General features: G+C 62.9%; 11 protein-coding genes and 2 tRNA genes. 8 read left to right on the top strand and 5 right to left on the bottom strand.

All coding sequences use genetic code 11. The annotated features are described in order from the left end of the window. Positions 1–15: 15 nt before the first annotated feature. A tRNA-Ser gene (locus BSP239C_RS14325) sits at positions 16–103 on the top strand. Positions 104–299: 196 nt separating this feature from the next. Then, on the top strand, positions 300–575 hold the full coding sequence (locus tag BSP239C_RS14320; RefSeq protein WP_101574027.1) for a VOC family protein: 276 nt from the start codon (positions 300–302) through the stop codon (positions 573–575). Positions 576–720: 145 nt separating this feature from the next. Here the strand turns inward: BSP239C_RS14320 and BSP239C_RS14315 are convergent, their stop codons facing one another. Continuing rightward, a complete protein-coding gene (locus BSP239C_RS14315; protein WP_101574025.1) occupies positions 721–2,094 on the bottom strand; it encodes an APC family permease in 1,374 nt (457 codons plus the stop codon). Between the two features lie 441 nt (positions 2,095–2,535). Between BSP239C_RS14315 and BSP239C_RS14305 the strand changes: the two genes are divergently transcribed. Both BSP239C_RS14305 and BSP239C_RS14300 read left to right on the top strand, forming a co-directional pair. Continuing rightward, positions 2,536–3,678: an MBL fold metallo-hydrolase gene (locus tag BSP239C_RS14305; protein ID WP_257930225.1), complete on the top strand. Its 1,143-nt coding sequence runs from the start codon at positions 2,536–2,538 to the stop codon at positions 3,676–3,678. Positions 3,679–3,712: 34 nt separating this feature from the next. Then, entirely contained in the window at positions 3,713–4,873 is a 1,161-nt protein-coding gene (locus BSP239C_RS14300) for a C45 family peptidase (RefSeq protein WP_101574021.1), read from the top strand. A 30-nt stretch (positions 4,874–4,903) separates the two neighbouring features. On the opposite strand, the gene BSP239C_RS14295 is transcribed toward BSP239C_RS14300, so the two are convergent. Beyond that, positions 4,904–5,923 carry a hypothetical protein gene (locus BSP239C_RS14295; RefSeq protein WP_101574019.1) on the bottom strand — a complete coding sequence of 340 codons (1,020 nt, stop codon included), beginning with the start codon at positions 5,921–5,923 and terminating at the stop codon, positions 4,904–4,906. A gap of 51 nt (positions 5,924–5,974) precedes the next feature. Continuing rightward, positions 5,975–6,622, bottom strand: a complete 648-nt coding sequence (locus BSP239C_RS14290; RefSeq protein WP_101574017.1) for a TetR/AcrR family transcriptional regulator — start codon at positions 6,620–6,622, stop codon at positions 5,975–5,977. A 195-nt stretch (positions 6,623–6,817) separates the two neighbouring features. Here BSP239C_RS14290 and BSP239C_RS14285 point away from each other — a divergent pair, with 195 nt between their 5' ends. Both BSP239C_RS14285 and BSP239C_RS14280 read left to right on the top strand, forming a co-directional pair. After that, the gene (locus BSP239C_RS14285) at positions 6,818–9,688 is read left to right on the top strand and encodes an efflux RND transporter permease subunit (RefSeq protein WP_101574015.1); all 2,871 of its coding nucleotides are present in this window, start codon (positions 6,818–6,820) and stop codon (positions 9,686–9,688) included. Beyond that, positions 9,685–12,102: a YhgE/Pip family protein gene (locus BSP239C_RS14280; protein ID WP_101574013.1), complete on the top strand. Its 2,418-nt coding sequence runs from the start codon at positions 9,685–9,687 to the stop codon at positions 12,100–12,102. The genes BSP239C_RS14285 and BSP239C_RS14280 overlap by 4 nt, the downstream gene beginning before the upstream one ends. A 426-nt stretch (positions 12,103–12,528) precedes the next feature. On the opposite strand, the gene BSP239C_RS14275 is transcribed toward BSP239C_RS14280, so the two are convergent. Further along, entirely contained in the window at positions 12,529–14,838 is a 2,310-nt protein-coding gene (locus BSP239C_RS14275; protein WP_101574106.1) for an FAD/NAD(P)-binding domain-containing protein, read from the bottom strand. A 56-nt stretch (positions 14,839–14,894) separates the two neighbouring features. Further along, on the bottom strand, positions 14,895–16,745 hold the full coding sequence (locus BSP239C_RS14270) for an LCP family protein (RefSeq protein WP_101574010.1): 1,851 nt from the start codon (positions 16,743–16,745) through the stop codon (positions 14,895–14,897). A gap of 759 nt (positions 16,746–17,504) precedes the next feature. Between BSP239C_RS14270 and BSP239C_RS14260 the strand changes: the two genes are divergently transcribed. Beyond that, positions 17,505–17,593, top strand: a tRNA-Ser gene (locus BSP239C_RS14260). A 161-nt stretch (positions 17,594–17,754) separates the two neighbouring features. Then, complete coding sequence (locus BSP239C_RS14255) at positions 17,755–18,258, top strand: short chain dehydrogenase (protein WP_101574006.1); 504 nt, start codon at positions 17,755–17,757, stop codon at positions 18,256–18,258. The last annotated feature ends 106 nt before the right edge of the window (positions 18,259–18,364 follow it).

Here is an 18,364-nt window from a genome sequence, read left to right as displayed (position 1 = left end):
TCATTGCGAACCATTGGAAGCGTGTCCGAGCGGCCGAAGGAGATGGTCTTGAAAACCATTGAGCGGCAACCCCGCTCCGTGGGTTCGAATCCCACCGCTTCCGCAAAGTGAAAGCCCCTGTTCGCATCGTGAAAACGACTGCGGGCAGGGGCTTTTCTCACTCCCGGGATCCCGCCTACTGGGCAAGAGGCCTATCCTGTAGACGCAATCTGGCCTATCAACCGAACTATCCGGCCCTTCTCTGCACTATCTGAGCCGGCACCATTGCCAGAACGACGGTCCGTGTCTAGGTTCGACGCATGAGCTGTCATCTGTCTGAACTGGTACTGAACTGTCATGACCCCGAGATGCTGTCTCGTTTTTGGTGCGACGTGCTCGGTTACGTCGAACTCGGTCGCGAAGACGCAGACATAGAGATTGGTCCGGAATCCGGCTTCGGCGCCCGACCAGCCGATGTCGGCCAAACAGGTGAAGAATCGTGGCACGTCCTCGCCGATCCCGAAGGCAACGAGTTCTGCCTACTGAGTTCGCGCCTGCCGGAGCTGAAGGCCCAACCCGTGACCGAGTCTCCTTAACCCAGAGGCGGGGATTTCGCGGGAAGAGAACCTCGATCTCCCGTACGAAAATCGAGGTTCTCTTCCCGTGAAAGTCTGGGGTGGCCACGGCGGCGCCTGGGTGGGCTGGCCGCTACAGCGCCTGGCGCGACCAGCGGTGCCTGTCTTACTCCTGGACGGCCTCCGGCTCGGACATGTCGGCGTCGGCTGCGGGGTCATCGAAGCTGCGGACCGTGCGTTTGAAGCCACGGGTCAGCACGGCCAGGTAGATGACACCGAGGGCCAGCCAGACGACACCGCCGATGAGAGCGGTGTGGTGCAGGCTCACCCACAGGACTCCTGTCAGGATTGCGCCGATCGCAGGCATCACCACGTAATTGAACGCGGACTTGAAGTCGACGACCTGCCTGGTGCGGAACGCGAAGTGTGCGATGACCGTGAGGTTGACGAAGGTGAAAGCGATGAGTGCTCCGAAGTTGATGAGCGCGGAGATGAACTCGAGGCTGAACGACATCGCCAATAGGCAGACCACGCCGACGAGGATGATGTTGAACATCGGAGTATGCGTCTTAGGGTGGATGTAGCCGAATGTCTTGCGTGGCAGCACGCCGTTGCGACCCATCACCAGCATCATGCGAGCGACCGAAGCATGGGAGGCCAGTCCCGAGGCGACAGTGGCGGCGAAGGCCGCGGCGAGGAAGAAGCCCATGAACAGGTGCCCTCCGGTGAGGAGGCCGATCTCCGGCAGAGGATCGTCGACGACTTTGAACTGCGAATTGTCGGGAAAGAGCTGCTGGGCGAAGTAGCTGGCGACGAGGAAGATGAGGCCACCGGCGAGGACCGTGAGCAGAATCGCCTTGGGCATGAGATTCACATGCTTGGCTTCATTGGTGTACATGGTCACGGCATCGAAGCCGATGAACGAGAAGCAGACGACGGTGGCGCCGGTGAGCAGTGCGGACATGCGCACGCCCTCATGCATGAAAGGCTCGGCGCTGAAGACGATTCCGGTTCCCTCGCCGTTGGTCAGATTGACGATGGCGATGATGCAGAAGAGGGCGACCATGGTCACTGCGAAGACCAAGAGGACTGCGTTGAAGTTGGCTGTTCCGCGCATGGACGTGGAGACGATGGTGGTCATGATCACCGTGTACAGGACCACCCACACCCAGGCGGGGGCATCGGGGACCAAGGATTCCATATACAGGCGTGCGATCAGGCAGTTGACCATCGGCAGCAGGAGGTAGTCCATGAGCGAGGTCCAACCGACCAGGAAGCCGAGCCCTGGGCTCATGGTCTCGCGAGTGTATGTATAGGCCGATCCCGCAGTGGGGAAGACCTTGACCATCTTGCCGTAGCTGAACGCCGTGAACACCATAACGATGAGAGCGACGAGGTAGGCCGCGGGTACGGCGCCGTTGGTTTCGCCGGACACGATTCCGAACGTATCGAAGACCACCGTCGGCGTCATATATCCGAGGCCGAGTCCGACGATGGACCACAGCCCGAGGTTACGTTTCAGTGAGCCAGACGCGGCCATATCAATCCTCCACAATGAGTCTTGCCGGTTGTCGCAGTGATCGCACCTGATTGCGTTTTCGGTCAGGCGTAGAAGTGATCTGCGCCATAGATACTATCCCGTCATCAACTGAAAACGCAATCATTACCGCGAATCAATGCGATAACTTCACCTGCGGCGTGTCTAGGGCGACGAATCCAGTAGATTGCGTTGCTGATTGCAGAATGAGCTCAAAGCCCGCCAACTCGCCGAGGTGGCCCACCTCGCCGCCCGCCAACTCGCCGAGGCGACCCACCCCGCCGCAGGCGGCTTCGGTCCACGCGGTGACCCGCCCGCATCGCTCGACCGCCCGCCCCTGTGTCGTGGATCTCATCCCGTCTATCGAACGACTTTTCAGTAACTGTGAAAAGAGAGTAGGTTGATCAGCATTGGCAATGTGGCCCGCAGATTTGAGCGGCCGCGATGGTCCGGTCTGAAGCGGACCTGACCATGATGCTCGACGAAGAGAGGCAACGGCGAACAATGGCGATCGAAACACTCAGTTCAGCGCAGTCGAAGGCGTGGAAAGAGCGAGTTCTGCCCCCAGTGGAGAACGTCGCCGAAGGCGTCTGGGCGATCCCTGTCCCGATCCCGAACAACCCGCTCGTCTACACCTACTGCTACGGAATCGCCGATGGCTCGGGCCTGATCCTCATCGATCCCGGTTGGGACGGCAAGGACCAATACCTGGCGCTCACCTCGGCGCTGGGATCCCTGGGATTCACCGTCGCGAACGTGCACGGAATCGCCATCACCCACTACCACCGCGACCACATCGGGCTGGTACCGGCGCTGCTGCACAAGAACCCCGACATGTGGGTCGCCATGCACGGTGAGGACCTGCGCTCGATCAAACGGTTCTTCTCCAAGAGTGTGGACCTGGGCACCGGCGTCGACCCGAGCATCAACCTCGCTCAGGCCTACGGAGTCCCCGAGGACCGCTGGGCCGAAGTCGAGAGCCTCCAGGTCGGCAGTAAGAAGGGCAAGGGCACGGCCGGATCCAAGGACGACTTCGCACTGCTGATGAGCAGCATGCCCGACACCGTCAACGTCCTCGAAGACGGCTCCGAACTGCCACTGGAATCCGGGTCCCTGCGGGCGCTGTGGACACCGGGCCACACCTACGGCCATTCGGTCTTCGTTCGCGATGAGGACCAGCTGCTGTTCTCCGGTGACCACGTGCTCCCGACGATCACCCCGAATATCGGACTCGACAGCGGCGCGATCACACACAGCCTCGGCGACTACCTGGGCTCCCTGGACAAGATCGGACAGTTGGACACCGAGGTGGCTGTCCTGCCCGCGCACGGGTTCCGGTTCCAGGGACTCCACGACCGCAGAGCCGAACTCGTCGAGCACCACCAGCAGCGCCTGGATGAGATCACTGAGCGCATGGACGCCACCGAAGACCACAGCGTTTACTCGATCGCGCAGGGCCTGCACTGGTCGCGCGGATTCGACTCGCTGCACAACTTCAACCTGTTCGCAGCCCTGGCAGAGACCGCCGCCCACATGCACTACCTGGATATCGACGTCGGAGTGGGGTCGCTCGTCCCGCAGTCCTGAGACGAGCGCGTCCACGTGAGAAGAGGAATCGCCCATGAGCACTGAATACGTTCCCGCCGCCGAGATCAGGCCGGAGACCTTCACCTCCCGAGCCTCTGACCACGTCCAACGCGGTATCCAGCGCGGACGTGAGCTGGCCACGGGCATCGCATCTGCGATCACCGGCTACCGGCGCTACTTCGAAGTCCTGTCCATCTCCGAGGCGGATGTTCGTGCCGCTGCCGCCTCGAGTCACGCACGTCTCCAGGCCTGGTCCCCAGTAGCCGCCGAGGAGGTCGCGGCCGTAGCCGAAGGTGCGAAGATACCGGTCGGTGAGCTGATGGAGGTCATCGCCCGGACCGAGATCATGACCCTGGCACCAGCCTCGGCGACGGAGTGCTCAACCGTGAGCTTCACCCGTCCGGGAGGCTCGCTGGCGGCGCAGAACTGGGACTGGGCCGCCGACTTCTCGACGCTGTGGCACATCAACGATGTGGGTGCAGTGCCTGGCCAACTGCGTCACGTGGGCATCGCCGAATACGGGATGCTCGGCAAGATCGGACTCAATGAAGCCGGCGTCGGCGTCCTGCTCAACATCCTCAAACACGAGGGCGACGAGGCCGGGGGAGTGCCCATCCACATGATCCTCGAACGGGTCCTGTCGACGGCGAGGACCCTCGAAGAGGCCTTGGGGATCATCCACTCCGCGCCCACCACGTCTTCGTCGATCATCACGGTGGTCACCGCCGACGAAGTGGTCCAGGTCGAGATCGCCAACGCTGAGAAGCGTGAGCGTCGAGCCGGAGATTCGGGCGCGGTGCCGGGGGCCGATTCCGGTTCAGGATTCCTGCTGCACACGAACCACTTCCTCCACCTCGACCTGATCCCCGGCAGCCTCGAGCTCAATGCGACGTCGACCTCGCGGGCACGCCAGGCTCACCTCGAGCAGCGCCTCGAGGACTTTTCGATCCAGGCTGAAGCATCTGGTGGGGCCGAGGCCTCCGGCGGTCCCGAGTCCACGGCCGATCTCATCGACATTCTGACCACGGGGCCAGGTGAAGCGCCGGTGTCCTGTACCCCCGAGCCTGGTGCAGCCTACGGGGACCGGTCAGCGACCCTGGTCACAGTGCAGATCGATCCGGCGCGCAAGCAGATCGACCTGGCACCCGGTTCACCGGCAGATGGGATGCAGGGCAACCGTCGCTACCAGCTCTGAGCAGTGACTGCCGGCTCTGAGCGGCAACGATCAGGTCTGGTCCGGCTCGGCGCCGTCTGACTTGGCCTCTTCGCCCTCGGCGGCCGCCTCGCTCGCGGCTTCCTCTTCACGCATCGAGACGATCGTATCGAGTCCCGAAGCGATCGAATTCGAATCCTCGAGCGCGGTCTGGGCCAGGCGCCACGGGACCATATCGAGGTTCTGGTCGCCGACCTGGAATCGGATGAAGGGCTGCCCGTTGCGGGGATCATCGGCCTCGAGGCCCGCACCGTAGCGCCACTGTCCGAAACCGATCCGCCGGATGGACTCGCCGATGAAGCGCATCGCTCCGGCAACGAACACGGTCTCGCCTTCGGCCATCATCTCATCGCGGGAGTCATAGCGGGCCTTGAGCTGCTTGCCCAGCCGTACAAGGGTCTCGCGCCCGAACTCCCACGAGGTCGGATCGGCCTGCTCTTGGGTCCAGGCGGCGATGCCCGGTTCCACGGTGCCGATGAAGCGTGAGAGGAACTCGACCTCTTCCTCGCTGGAGTTCTCGGTGTTCAGCATCCCCATCACGAGGCCGGTGCAGTTGCGCTTCGGCTCGCCGTCACCGCCCAGGTTCTCGCGGGCCTTATCCAGGACAGCCACGAAGACCTCGGCAGTCCGGGCATCGACCGCTGCGAGGATGATCGCCAGGATGGGGATGGGCTCACCTTTCAGCGGACCCTCCTCGGTGTCCGGGCGGATGAAGGGCATCCCGTTTCCGGTCTCCTCGTCGTGATCCCAGGCTCCACCGATCGCACGAAGATAGGTTTCGCCGAGATAGCGGATGAGCCCCTCGACGAATCTGCGGTTCTCCGGGTCGAGCACCTCGTCGGGGGAGGAGAAGCGAGAGAGGGTGAAGAGCTCGAGCATCGGCAGGGACTTGGGGCCGAAGTCCTTGGGGAACGGCACCGTCTCCCCGTCTTCTTTGTCGAAGGTTTCGGGAAGGTCGGCGAGGACGAAGGCGCCGAGGCGGACATCCATGTTGTTGAGGAAAGCGTAGTATTCGCGCTGCAGTTCATTCACGGCCACCACTTTAGTGCCTTGGCGCCGATCGGGGGTGTTGAGAGCCTGAGACTAGGGCGTCTGCGAGAAGTCGAGCAGCCGACTGAGGATGCGCACCATCCGGGTCGAGTCGATGTCAACGACCTCGTGCAGCTTCTTCCCCGCAGCCGCGCGCAGGGAGGCTTGCGAATGGATGGCGGTGAGGGCCTCGATGAGGTCCCTGAGTGGAATCGTCGCTGCCGCTTCAGCGAAGCCGATGGCGTTTTCGATCAGCGATTGGATCCGCTGCCCCTGGAAGGAGTTCAGCTCCGCGTACCTGGGATAAAGGCCCGGCGTACGCAGGCAGTACAGCTCGATCTCATGCTCAGCGATCACCTCGGCGGCGGTGGCCCTCTTCTGACTGAACGTGTCGTCGATGAACTCTCTGAGGAAGCCTTCGATGTCCTCAGGCCGGCTGGAGTTGAGCCGATCGCGCCACCGTTCGATGCTGGCGTCGAGCATGTCGAGGTCGTGAGAGGTGCGCTGTTCGATCGTGGCCAGGACCAGATCGTCGCGGCTGGAGAAATTCGAGTAGAACGCGCCGCGAGTGAACCCGGCCGCCTCGCAGATCTCTTCGATCGAGGCCCCATCGATGCCTTTGACGGCAAAGACGGACACACCAGCCTCCACCAGGGTGGATCGGGTGTGCCGTCTGCGGGCGCTGAGATTATCTGTATTCATCGAACATTTCATCGTCGTGGCGGGAGCGGTGGCGGTGTCGCAGCTGCGGTGCTGCTGCTGGGGCACGCTGCGAGTGGGTGTGGGCCTGGGCATCCGATGGGAATCTGCACGAATCTCCTGATGCATTTGCGCCGAGGGCTATGAGTCAACAACAATACAATACTGTATCCAATACACTTTTGTATCGAGGTCTTCGTGTCAACATTCTTGTACGCCCTGGGTCGTCGTGCCTATCGCACTCCCATCCGATTCATTGCTCTGTGGTTGGTGATCTTCGGACTCGTCGGTGCAGGTGTCGCAGCCTTCGCGAAGGACTTCGACGACGACTTCACCCTCCCCGGGTCCGAAGCCCAGGTCGCACTTGACTCGATGAAGGCGACCTTCCCCGAAGCCTCGGGCGTCGCCGCAGACGTCATCGTCGTCGCCGCCGATGGTGACTCGGTCAAGGCACCCACATACAAGGATGAGATCAAGAAGGAAGTCGATCGGCTCGAAGACCTCCCGCACGTCGACACTGTGACCTCACCCTTCGACAAAATGGTCAAGGGCGCCATCAGCGACGACGAATCCGCCGCGATGATCTCCGTGCAGTACGACGGCACCCAGCAGGAGGTCGGCGAGGACGCCCCAGATAAGCTCTTGGACGAACTGGATCCGCTCCGCGACGCACTGCCGGACGGCGCCCAGGTCGAAGGCGGCGGCGAACTCTTCCAGATCACCGGTGTCGCGATCTCCTGGGTCGAAGGCATCGGCGTCGTCATCGCCTTCATCGTCCTGCTGCTGACACTCGGATCCTTCCGAGCCGCCGGCATGCCCCTGATCACAGCGCTCATCGGCGTCGGCATCTCCGTCCTTCTGGTCGTGGGGTCCACGGCCTTCGGTGCGGTCAACTCCTCTTCTATCATGTTGGCGCTGATGTTGGGCCTGGCGGTCGGCATCGACTATGCCCTCTTCATCGTCTCCAGAGCCCGGGCCCTCCTGGCCGAAGGACACGACCCGCTCGAAGCCACCGGACGGGCCGTTGCCACCGCCGGATCGGCTGTGGTCTTCGCCGGTATGACCGTGATGATCGCGTTGCTGGGACTGTCCCTGGCTGGCATCCCGTTCCTCACCGTGATGGGCATCGGTGCCTCCGGCTCGGTCGTCATCGCAGTCCTGATCTCCCTGACGATGGTTCCGGCGCTGCTGGGACTGGTCAAGGCCAAGATCACACCCAAACCGACCAAACGCTACCGCCGGGCCTTCGCAAGCGCCCAGAAGAAGTCAGACGAGTCGACTTCTCGGGACTCGATTGCCGCCGAGGCGGAAGCTGAGGCAGGTGAACCGTACCCGCCGACGATCATGAATAAGTTCTTCGCTGGCTGGCTGCGCGTGGTGACGAAGATTCCGCTGCTCACAGTCGTCATCATCGTCGGTGGACTCGCACTGTTTGCGATCCCCGCCTCCAACCTCCAGCTCTCCCTGCCGACCGCAGGCAGCCAGGAGGAGGGCACTCCCGCCCGCACCACCTACGACCTCGTCGACAAACACTTCGGCCCCGGCTTCAACGGGCCGCTGGTCATGACGAGTGAGATCGTGACCTCCGATGACCCCCTCGACGATGTTGAGAAGATCGAGAACGAGATCGAAGACGTCGAGGGAGTCGACCAGGTCATCCTCGCCACCCCGAACCGGGATGCGACGACGGCTCTGTTCCAGATCATCCCCACCACCAGCTCCGAGGATCCCGCGACTCTCGACACCGTCGACCGGCTCCGGGCGCTGAGCTCGGACATCGAGGATGAAGACGGCTTCGAGACCGCAGTCACCGGTGCCACAGCCATCCAGATCGATGTCTCCGACCAACTCGGCAAGGCATTGGTTCCCTTCGGCATCTTCGTCGTCGGCCTCTCGATCATCCTGCTCATGATGGTCTTCCGGTCGATCGCGGTGCCGATCAAGGCCACAGGCGGTTTCCTCCTCTCCGTCTTCGCCTCCTTCGGAACCGTGGTCCTCGTCTTCCACGACGGTCTCTTCGCCGGTCCGCTGGGCATCGATTCGACCGGACCGGTGATCAGCTTCCTGCCGATCATCCTCATGGGCATCCTGTTCGGACTCGCCATGGACTACGAGGTCTTCCTCGTCTCCGGCATGCGTGAGGCCTATGTCCACGGAGCCAGCGCACGCGACGCGATCAAGGCCGGCTTCGCCTCCTCCGCTCGGGTCGTCTCGGCCGCGGCAATCATCATGTTCTCCGTCTTCGCCGCCTTCGTCCCGGCGGGCGAGCCGATCATCAAATCCATCGCCCTCGCCCTGGCCTCCGGCATCTTCGTCGATGCCTTCCTGGTGCGCATGTCCCTGGTACCCGCCATCATGCAGATGCTCGGCGACAAAGCCTGGTGGCTGCCGAAGTGGCTCGACCGCATCCTGCCCAGACTCGACGTCGAAGGTGAGGGCCTGGCTCACGAGGTGGCGCTGCGGGACTGGCCGGAACCAGACTCGGCGTACCGGGTCTATGGCCGCGGCATCGCGGTCAGCTCGGGTCGACGCGGATTCTCCCAGGTAGACATCTCCCTGCTGCCGGGCCAGATCCTCGTCGCCAGCGGCCAAGCCCGCAAGGCGCTTCTGCTCGCCCTCTCGGGTCGCGTAGGACTGACCGCCGGCGAGATGAAGATCGGTGACATGGTTCTGCCCGAACATGCTGGACGAATCCGTCGCCGAGTTCCGTACTTCGACCTGGATAAGAAGGGGCCGGGCAAGATGCCAGGGGCACGTGAGCTCTCACAGCTGCGTACTTCGGCACCGGACCTGCTCATCATCAGCGAAGCCGGTGCACTGGCCGATGAGGAAGACCGGGACGTACGCGATCTTCGGGAACTCCTCCTTGATCTGCAGGCCGAAGGCACGGCAATCGTGCTGGGTCTGCCCGACGGTGACGTCAGCGGAGTGCTGTCCCCACATACGAACTATTTCCACCTCGACCTCGATGAGGCCAAGCCCGAGGCTGAGCGTGGAACCGACAATGACAACGGCGGCGTGCAGGCGCATGCGGCCGGTCGCAGCGAAATGGAAGGCGTGCAGTCGTGAGACTCGAACGTGCGAACTCGAAACGGCCCGTGACCTGGCTGTCCCTTTTCGGTCTGGTGCTCATCCCGATCATCGTGGCCGCCGGATTCATCATGGCCACGTACAACAGCACCGATCGCCTCGACACGATCGAGGCCGCGATCGTCAACAATGATGACGGCGCGAAGGTGGACGGTAAGACCGTGCCGATCGGCCGGCAGCTGACCAGCGGGCTCGTGGGTGAAGACGATAAGAACATCCATTGGGTCATCACCGACCAAGACGATGCCGAGAAGGGCATGTCTGACGGAACCTACGCCGCGACCCTGACGATCCCCGAAGGCTTCTCTCGGGCCGTGACCTCGGTCAGCGACGCCAAATCTGCAACGCAGACTCAGCTCGACGTCGACGTCTCCGGAATCGCTCCGGCAGCCGATACTCAGATCGCGCAGTCCGTGGCAGGGGTGGCACGCACGACATTCAACACGAAGATGACCGAGAACTACCTCGACAAGATGTACGTCGGCTTCAACGACATGGGCGACCAGATGAAGGATCTGGGCGACGCCGCTGGTGAACTCGACGACGGCGGCAAGGACCTGGCGAAGGGCACGAAGAAGTCCGCGAGTGGTGCAGACGAACTCTCCGACGGCATGGAGAAGCTGGACTCATCGGGCGCCGAACTCAACAAGGGTGCCGGTGGCCTGTCCAAGGGTGCTGACGAACTGTCGAAGGGCACGTCCGAGCTCTCGGGTGGTCTGCAGGACATGAAGAAGCAGACCGCGGACCTGCCTGAGAGCACGCAGAAGCTGGCCGATGGTGCCGGAGAGCTCTCCGGCGGTGTCGATAAATACACGAAATCCATCGATGCGATCATCAAGGGCTTTGCCGGTGCAGGTGAATCCGGCTCAGGTGAGGGAGGAGTCGATGATCTGATCAAGGGTGGCAAGGACCTCGACAAGGGGGCCAAGGGAGTCTCCGAAGGCGCCGAGGGTCTGTCTTCGGGTCTCGGGAAGTACCGCGACGGTCTCCAGGAGGGGGCCGACCAGGCCGATAAGCTCGCCAAGAGCGGAACCGTGACCGGGCTGGACTCACTCGTTGCAGCGGGCGTGATGACTGAAGACGAGGCCAAACAAGCACGTGCTCAGATGTGCCCTGCCGGTACTCCGGATGAGGTCTGCGCTGGCATCGAGAAGGCTTACGCTCAGGGTCTGCTTCAGGGCACCTCGGGCGGCCTGAACAGTGCCGTCGATGGTCTGGAACAGAAGGACGAGAACACCGGACAGTCCCTGCTCGGGGGAGCGGACAAGCTCGCCGATGGAGCCGGTGAACTCAGCGACGGCGTGAGCAAGTTCGTCAAGGGCCTCGAAGACGGTCTCGGCAAACTCACCAAGGGCATGGAGGACATCTCGAAGAACGCTCCGAAGCTGCTCGAGGCCTCGAAGGGTTTGCGTGATGGGGCCTCCGGTGTCGCCGAAGGCAATCAGAAGCTCGCTGACGGTATGCCGGAGCTCAGTGACGGCATCGCCAAGGTCGCCGATGGCTCGAGTGAACTCGACGACGGTGCAGGACAGCTCTCCGACGGACTCGGCGAGTTCTCCACCGGACTCGACAAGTACACGACCGGAGTCTCAACCGCCGCAACCGGCACCTCTGACCTTGCGAACGGACTGGATACCCTGTCCGAGGGCACAGGCAAGTATTCGCAAGGCGTCGGCAAGTTTGCCGACGGTGTGAAGAAGGGCGCGGACGAAGTCCCCTCCTATTCGGCCCCGGAGCGTGACAAGCTCTCCACCGTCGCCTCCCAGAACATCAAGGCTCCCAGCACTTCCGACTCCGGGACGAATGTGCTGCAAGGCTCGACGCTCGCACTGCTCATCATGCTCGCCCTGTGGGTCGGCGGACTCGTCACCTACACGGTGCTCAAGCCGATCCCAGCTTCGACCCTGCTCTCGACGAAGTCCTCGGTGGCCGTCTGGCTGCGCGGCTTGGTGCCGGGCGTGATCGTGGGACTGCTGCAGGCGCTGGTGCTGTCGATTCTGGCGGTGAGCGTGCTGGACATCGATGCCGTCCAAGGCTTCGACATCGCGATCCTGACATTCGTCTCCGCGCTGGTGTTCATGGTGCTCAACTTCGCCCTGGTGGCTTGGTTTGGCGGCGTGGGCAGGTTCCTGTCCGTGATCGCTGTGGTTCTCGCGGTTGCCGGACGAACGATCGGCGCGGTGCCCGGCTTCTTCGACTTCCTTGCACCGATCCTGCCGCTGACGCCGGCGATGAACGGCTTCGCCGCGATCACCGCCGGAACCACAGGCGTGGGTGCCGCCTATGGTGGCCTGCTGGCCTGGGCGATCATCGGAGTCGTGATGTCCCTGCTCGCGATCGTGCGAGCCAGGACTACGAAGCCCGAAACTGCCCTCGAGATGGCCGACGCCTAAGGGGAAACCCCGGCGTGGGGCACCCGCGTGAGGCCCGTGGGGCTCAGGCGGGGGAAGGTGTTGGGAAGGCTATGCGGAGAAGCAGCTCGGCCGAAGTTTCAGGGCTCTGGTTTAAACGCGAGCTCTGAAACTTCGATGCAGCCTTAGCGAGACCTCGATCTGGCTGAGACTCCTCGTGCGCGCCAGTTCGTGCGTACTGAACCCCGTCTCGGTGCCGCGGGCGCCGGCGCTCTACCGTCTAAGTCACTCTGAGTTGATTTGCAACCAGCTCAGTCTGGCTCAGAGTGCTCAGCTTGCTGCCTCAGGCTGCCCAGCCCAGCTGCGCAGCCTCGAGGCTATGTGAAGCGAGCCCGCATGGACCGAGGTTTCGTGGAGCAAACCTGAGTGGAACAAGCCTCGTGGACCGTGCGGGCCTGCGTGTGAACCTCATATGAGGTCGAGGATCGCCTGTGCTGCGGCGTGAGAGTCGCCGAGTGTTGCTGCGTTCGCATTGGGATTCGCTGCGATCGCCAGCCCCCACTGGACGGAGGAGAGCTGAATCGACAGCGCGAACCGTCTGGGGTGCACAACACCTTCGATGTCGATGGTGCGGTAGGGCCGCGAGGTGAGCGCGAGTCCGTTGAGGAATTTCTCGCGACCGTCGTCCAAGGTCAGCCGTGCGGGTGTGAGCTGACCGCGCTCGACCATCCCGCGCACCAGCACATCTGCGGCCCGAGACACCGCGTTCGTCGGTGACGCCGCATCGATGACGACACTTCCCGTGATTCCGCCCGTGACCTGCGCCGAGGTGACAGTGAATATCTGCGGCAACGGATCCCCGTTTGCCGAGGCGTGATCCCCGTCCGCGCTCGCAGCGCCGTCGGGAGTGGCTTCGATGCGCATGTCCGGGCCGATGAACTCGACGAAGCCGGCTTCGGCTAGAGCAAGTAGTTCGGCGATGCGCTGCGGGGGAGGGCCGTCGCAGATGCCGGAGACGAAGCTTTCGAACCAGCCGCAGATCTCCATGTCGATGCTGACGCGGTCGATGTGGCCGGCCACGATGAGTTCTTTGAGGAGCAGTCGTGACTGCCAGAGCACGGTGAACAGAGACTTTTCGGCGCTGCCCTCGGGCCCGGCCAGAGAGTCGTGGAGATCGGTGCGGAGGAAGTCGAGCATCCACTCGTGCAGGGAGTTCGCCTCCCTGGGCCCCCGGCTGTCGAACTCTCGTCCCTCGAGAGGATTGAGCAGCTCGTGCAGTGACATGCGGTGAGCGGGATCGGGGACGAGACTCTCCTCGATCTCCGACCAGGCGAAGGCCTCTCGGGTGACGCGGCCCTGGCGCGCAGCCTCGGCGGCTTCGTGATCTCGGGACTCCGCAGCGCCCGTGGCCGCAGAATCTTCCCTGGCTGTGGCCCGCGAGGTCTGCGTCTCGCGCGAATCGCGTGACTCCGGGTGGGTCTCTTGCCAGGTGCGCCTGGTCAGGTGTCGGGACACCGCCTCGGCGATGGCTTCACGCAGCTGTCCGGGATCACCGGCGAATGCGTCGGGGCGGATCCGGGACAGGGTGCTGTAGTAGGCGAGACGAAGATCGGCGAGGATGAGCGGCCACAGCTGGTCGTTGAAGCGGGCCCCGGCCTTGCGCTCGCCGTCGAGGTCATCGAGACCGGCGAGCAGTGCGATGTTCTCCCGTGTGAAGTAGCGCAGGGGCCAGGATGAACGCGGGTGGGCTTGGCAGATGGGTTTGCTGCGGTAGGGAACTCCACGGCGGGAGCCGAGCAGCAGGCGAGGTTCCTCACCGCTGCGCACATAGCGGAGTTCGCCTGCAACGTCGGGGTCCGGGTCGAACCGGCCTCCGCGTTCGTGTGTGAACAGTGTCTGCAGGTCGAAGTAGTTCAGGCCCATGCCGCGGACGATGACACGGCTGCCGGGTGCCACCTCGGCGACGGGAGCTTCCGCCGGCAGCCCCTGCGGGATGTAGAGTCCGCCCTTCCGCTGTGCGAAGGCCGCGAGTCGGGCACGTTCCTCAGTCTGCGCACTGGGGATGTGGCCGACAGCAAGGACGACGGCGGAGGCGATGATGGCGGTGCCGTCCTCGCATCGGACCAGCTGCGGTGGCACGGTCTCGGGATCCGTTGAGGTATGGCCCAGGGGTTCGACCGGTGGAAGGTCGATGACCGATTCGACCTTCGTGGGATGCTCGACGATCTCGACGAAGGCAGGTGCCATGTCGCGGATGCGAGCATAGGCGTCACGGAGATAGCGGCCGTAGAGAGTCCGACTGGGGAACGTGGCATCGACGGGATCGGTTCCACCCATCTCCCGGTACCACTGAGCCATATCGGGGCCGAACCGATCGGATGTGCCGTCGAGTCCGAAGCGATCGGGCACCCCGTCGACAGAGCCCAACGCACCTTCGGAGAAATCAGCCGATGTGTCGGCAGAGACGAACGAGCAGCTCGAGTCGGGGAAGATCGTCTGCTCGCCGATGGTCGTGTTCATCAACAGTGCCTTGGGCTGATCTGTGCGCCAGACGATGCCCGCACCCGGCGGGTAGGGATCGATGAGATGGACAACGATGCTGGCCGGAGAGTCGGCTCCGTCGGCTTCTGTGTCGGAGAGTCGTTCGACGGCGAGGGCGACGAGTCTCTCGAGGATCGAGAGTCCGCGGGGCCCGGCGCCGATGATCGCAACCGAGTGGGCCCGCGCGTCTAGACCATCTGTGCCCGAACTGGTCGTCACCCCTGACCTGTTCGTCACGCCCGAACCGTTCGTCTCAGTTGAGCTGTCGTCGACCGAATGTGGTGAAGAAGTTGTCACCCTTCATCTCCGGCTCCCGGGCCTGGATAGCCGGGGAAGTCGTCGCCGGGCTTGAAGCCCTTCGGGTAGCACTTGCCCTCGGCGTTCGGCTCACCGGGCTTCGTGGTTTCGGTCGGTTCTCCACCATTTTCCTCGGCCGGCTGGTCCTCGGAAGACGCCTCATCGGAAGGCTCCTCAGCGGCGGTGTCCTTCTTCTCGTCGGGAGCTGGCTTGTTCGTCGGCTTCACGGACTCTTCGCCCTTGGACGCGCCCTTGACCTCACCGAGAATCCACTTGTGGAGGACGTCGAAGTCGGGGTTGTAGGTGGGGGTGACGTCGTTGTTGATCTGCACCGTGGTGACGTCGCCCTTCTGCATGGAGATCGCGAGCTCGATGAAGGCCGGGACCTCGTTCTGCGGAATCGACGTGGCGATGTTCTTGGTCGCCGAATTCGCGAGTTTAGGGTACGCCGTAGCGAGTTCGCGCGGGTCGATCTGATCGAGGGTGGTCTTGATCATGCGCTGCTGACGGCACATGCGATCGTAGTTGTCACTGCCTTCACGGGACCGCACATACCAGAGTGCGTCCTTGCCCCTGAGCGTCTGCGGGCCCGGATCGACCCAGCCGTAGATCTTGTTGGAGACTCCGGACATGGACTTGCCGCCGCCCATCGGGATCGGACGTTCGACGTCGATCTTCACCCCGCCGATAGCATCGACGACGTCTTCGAACCCGGCCATGTCGACCGCAGCCCAATAGTCGAGGTTGAGGCCGAGCGAACCCTCTACAGCCTGCATCGTGGCGAACATGCCCGGCTCAATGCCGTGGGTGTTGCCGATGTCGTCCTTGTTCTCCTCGCCCCACTGCCAGACGGAGTTGATGAGGTCGACCGAGGATTGGCCGGTGGGTCGGAAACCGTCGGGCCAGGCCTTCTCCAGTTCGCTGCCTTCGGGGAAGACCGGGAACGCGAGGTTACGCGGCACAGAGATCAGGGCGGTGTTGCCAGTCTTCGTGTCGATCGAGGCGACGAGCATGGTGTCGGGGCGTGTACCCTCACGGTCATCGCCGTTGTCGCGGCCCATGAGGAAGACGTTGATATAGGGCTTGTCGGCCCAGAGATCTTCAGCGTTCTTGGCATGTCCCGTGCTGTCGCCGAAGAGGCTTGAGACCGTATCGCCTTGGACTCGGGCGTAGACTGAGCCGACGCCGAAGGGAATGCCGACGATCAGTGCGAGAGAGACGACGAGCACCCCAGCCATCTTGTTCTGCCACGGGGCATAGCGGTGGCCTTTGCGCAGCCCGAAGTGGGAGATCACGATCACGAGGATCCAGATCACGCCGATGATGGCGAGGACGATTGCGAGGAAGGTCAGCAGCGTCGGACTTGAGACGACGGTGCCGAATGCGCGGACTGGCCCCTTGATGAGGACATAGAGGATGGCGACGAGGAAGGTGATGACGAATCCGCCGAGGAGGATGAAGCCCAGTGGGCGGAATCGTGTGCGCAGCAGGCCGATGCCGGGGAGCAGGGTGCTCAGTGAGGTCCAGCCGACGAGGCTGGGGAATGCTTCTCCGACTCGTGATGAATGGCGACGTGCCCGGGAAGCCTCAGCTTCCTCGGCGGCTTCGTCAGCTCGGCGGTCCCTGCGCCGCGGTGCGGCGCTTGCTTCGTCGGCGGTTCGATCCGCAGATTCCCTCGCCGAGGCGGGGCCGCGTTTGCGTGCATCCGCGGGCTGGACTGCATTGCGGCGAGTTGGTTCCGGTGCGTCGGTGTTGGGCTCCGAAGTCCTGGCCCTGTGTTCTTGGGCCTCGGCGGCCGATGCCACCCCTGCGGCCGATGCTTCGTTGGCTCCTGCGGCACGAAGCATCCGTGCTTCGCGGCGAGTGCGTGGTGCAACTGGACGAGGCGTCGGTGCCTTCGACTGATTGTTCTGGGAGACCGGCTGCTGTGAGGTCGAGGACGGACGTTGAGTGGATTCGGAATTCTGTGACGTGGATGAGTTCTGTGACCGCCTCGATGAGCTCGGAGGCTGAGGAGACGCTCGCCGTGATTGTGAACGCGACTGCGACTGCGAGTGTGAACGCGACTGCGACTGCGAGTTCGATGATGGGCGGAGTGAAGCCGACTGATCCTCGCTGGCTGTGGAATCACCGCGGAATCGAGGGCGAGAAGAAGCGCGGAGACGGTGACCAGCAGGACGAGAATTGGGGTCGTTCCCATTCGGCCCTTGCTTGTCAGGGGGAATCTCTGGCAAGTTCTTAACTCCTCGTAGTTTACGTCTCGTGCTCTGTGCGATGCTGGCTATCGACGCGAATCATGAACGATGTCAGCGCAGGAGGCACCTCCGTAGCATCGTTTCCAGACCCGTCAGAGAGCAAACCGCAGAGCACTTCAGACCGATTTTACGCCCGTAGATTGATGAATGCTGGAATTCGCGTGTATGCGAGCAGAAGAGTCCGGTCGCGATCCCCTTTTATCCAGTGATCCGACTCTAACCGGATTATGATCAAGCCCACTCTTTGAGCGCACGCTTTGCTCTTCGCCGTTGGTTTCGCATAGGCTGTTCCCCGTAGTGATAACTGCAGGTTCGACACTCTCTTCGCCAAGAGGTATCGAGTCAGTAATTGGAGTCGTGGCTGAGCGGCCGAAAGCGTCACCCTGCTAAGGTGAAGTCCCTTGAACTGGGGACCGAGGGTTCAAATCCCTCCGACTCCGCGTTGTGAATTACCCCCGTCTGGCCAGTCAAACACTGAGCAGGCGGGGGTTTTTCGTCTGAGCGCCCTCAGCCCTGGTGTGATCGCCCCTGATCCTCTAGGCTCAGGATTGTCAGTCAATCCTGTTTGGTCTGACCTTCACATCAAGGAGGGAGCCCTGTCATGAAGATCTTGTTGGTCGGCGCCGGAGGGCATGTCGGAAGAATCGCGTTGGCCGAGCTGGAGGCTCGAAACCATCACGTGGTTGCAGCATCCAGATCGACGCAGCCCGGAGTAGACAACTCAGATCCTGAATCGATCGCAGTGCTTCTTGAGGCGGTCGGTCGAATCGATGCGATCGTTGTTGCGGTGGGCTCCGCGGCATTCAAACCCGTCACCGAGCTCACACGTGAGGACTATACGAGTGCGTTTGTGTCGAAAGCATTGGGCCAGGTTGAATTCGTGACGCAGGGCCTCGACTATCTCAATGACGGCGGTTCGATCACGTTGACCACAGGTGTACTCAGCCGCGAGCCCGTGCCGACTGCAGCTGCGGCGGCGTTGGTCAACGGCGCCGTCGAATCATTCGTCAGCTCCGCTGCTCCGGAACTTCCGCGCGGCATCCGCATCAATGCAGTCAGTCCGAACGTGCTGGCGAACTCCCCCCCCCCGTTACCTTTTAAGTAGCCCCGACTTCCGTCAGGATAGAAGGGGTCGCTGGCCTAAGATTCCCGGCATGATTCATGCCCCCAGCCGTTCATGGTCCGGGGGGTGTTGTCACCGGGAGTCGTAG

Origin of the sequence: Brevibacterium sp. 239c (assembly GCF_900169365.1) — a bacterium.
GTDB lineage: Bacteria > Actinomycetota > Actinomycetes > Actinomycetales > Brevibacteriaceae > Brevibacterium.
This window is presented reverse-complemented; position numbering and strand designations above follow the sequence as displayed.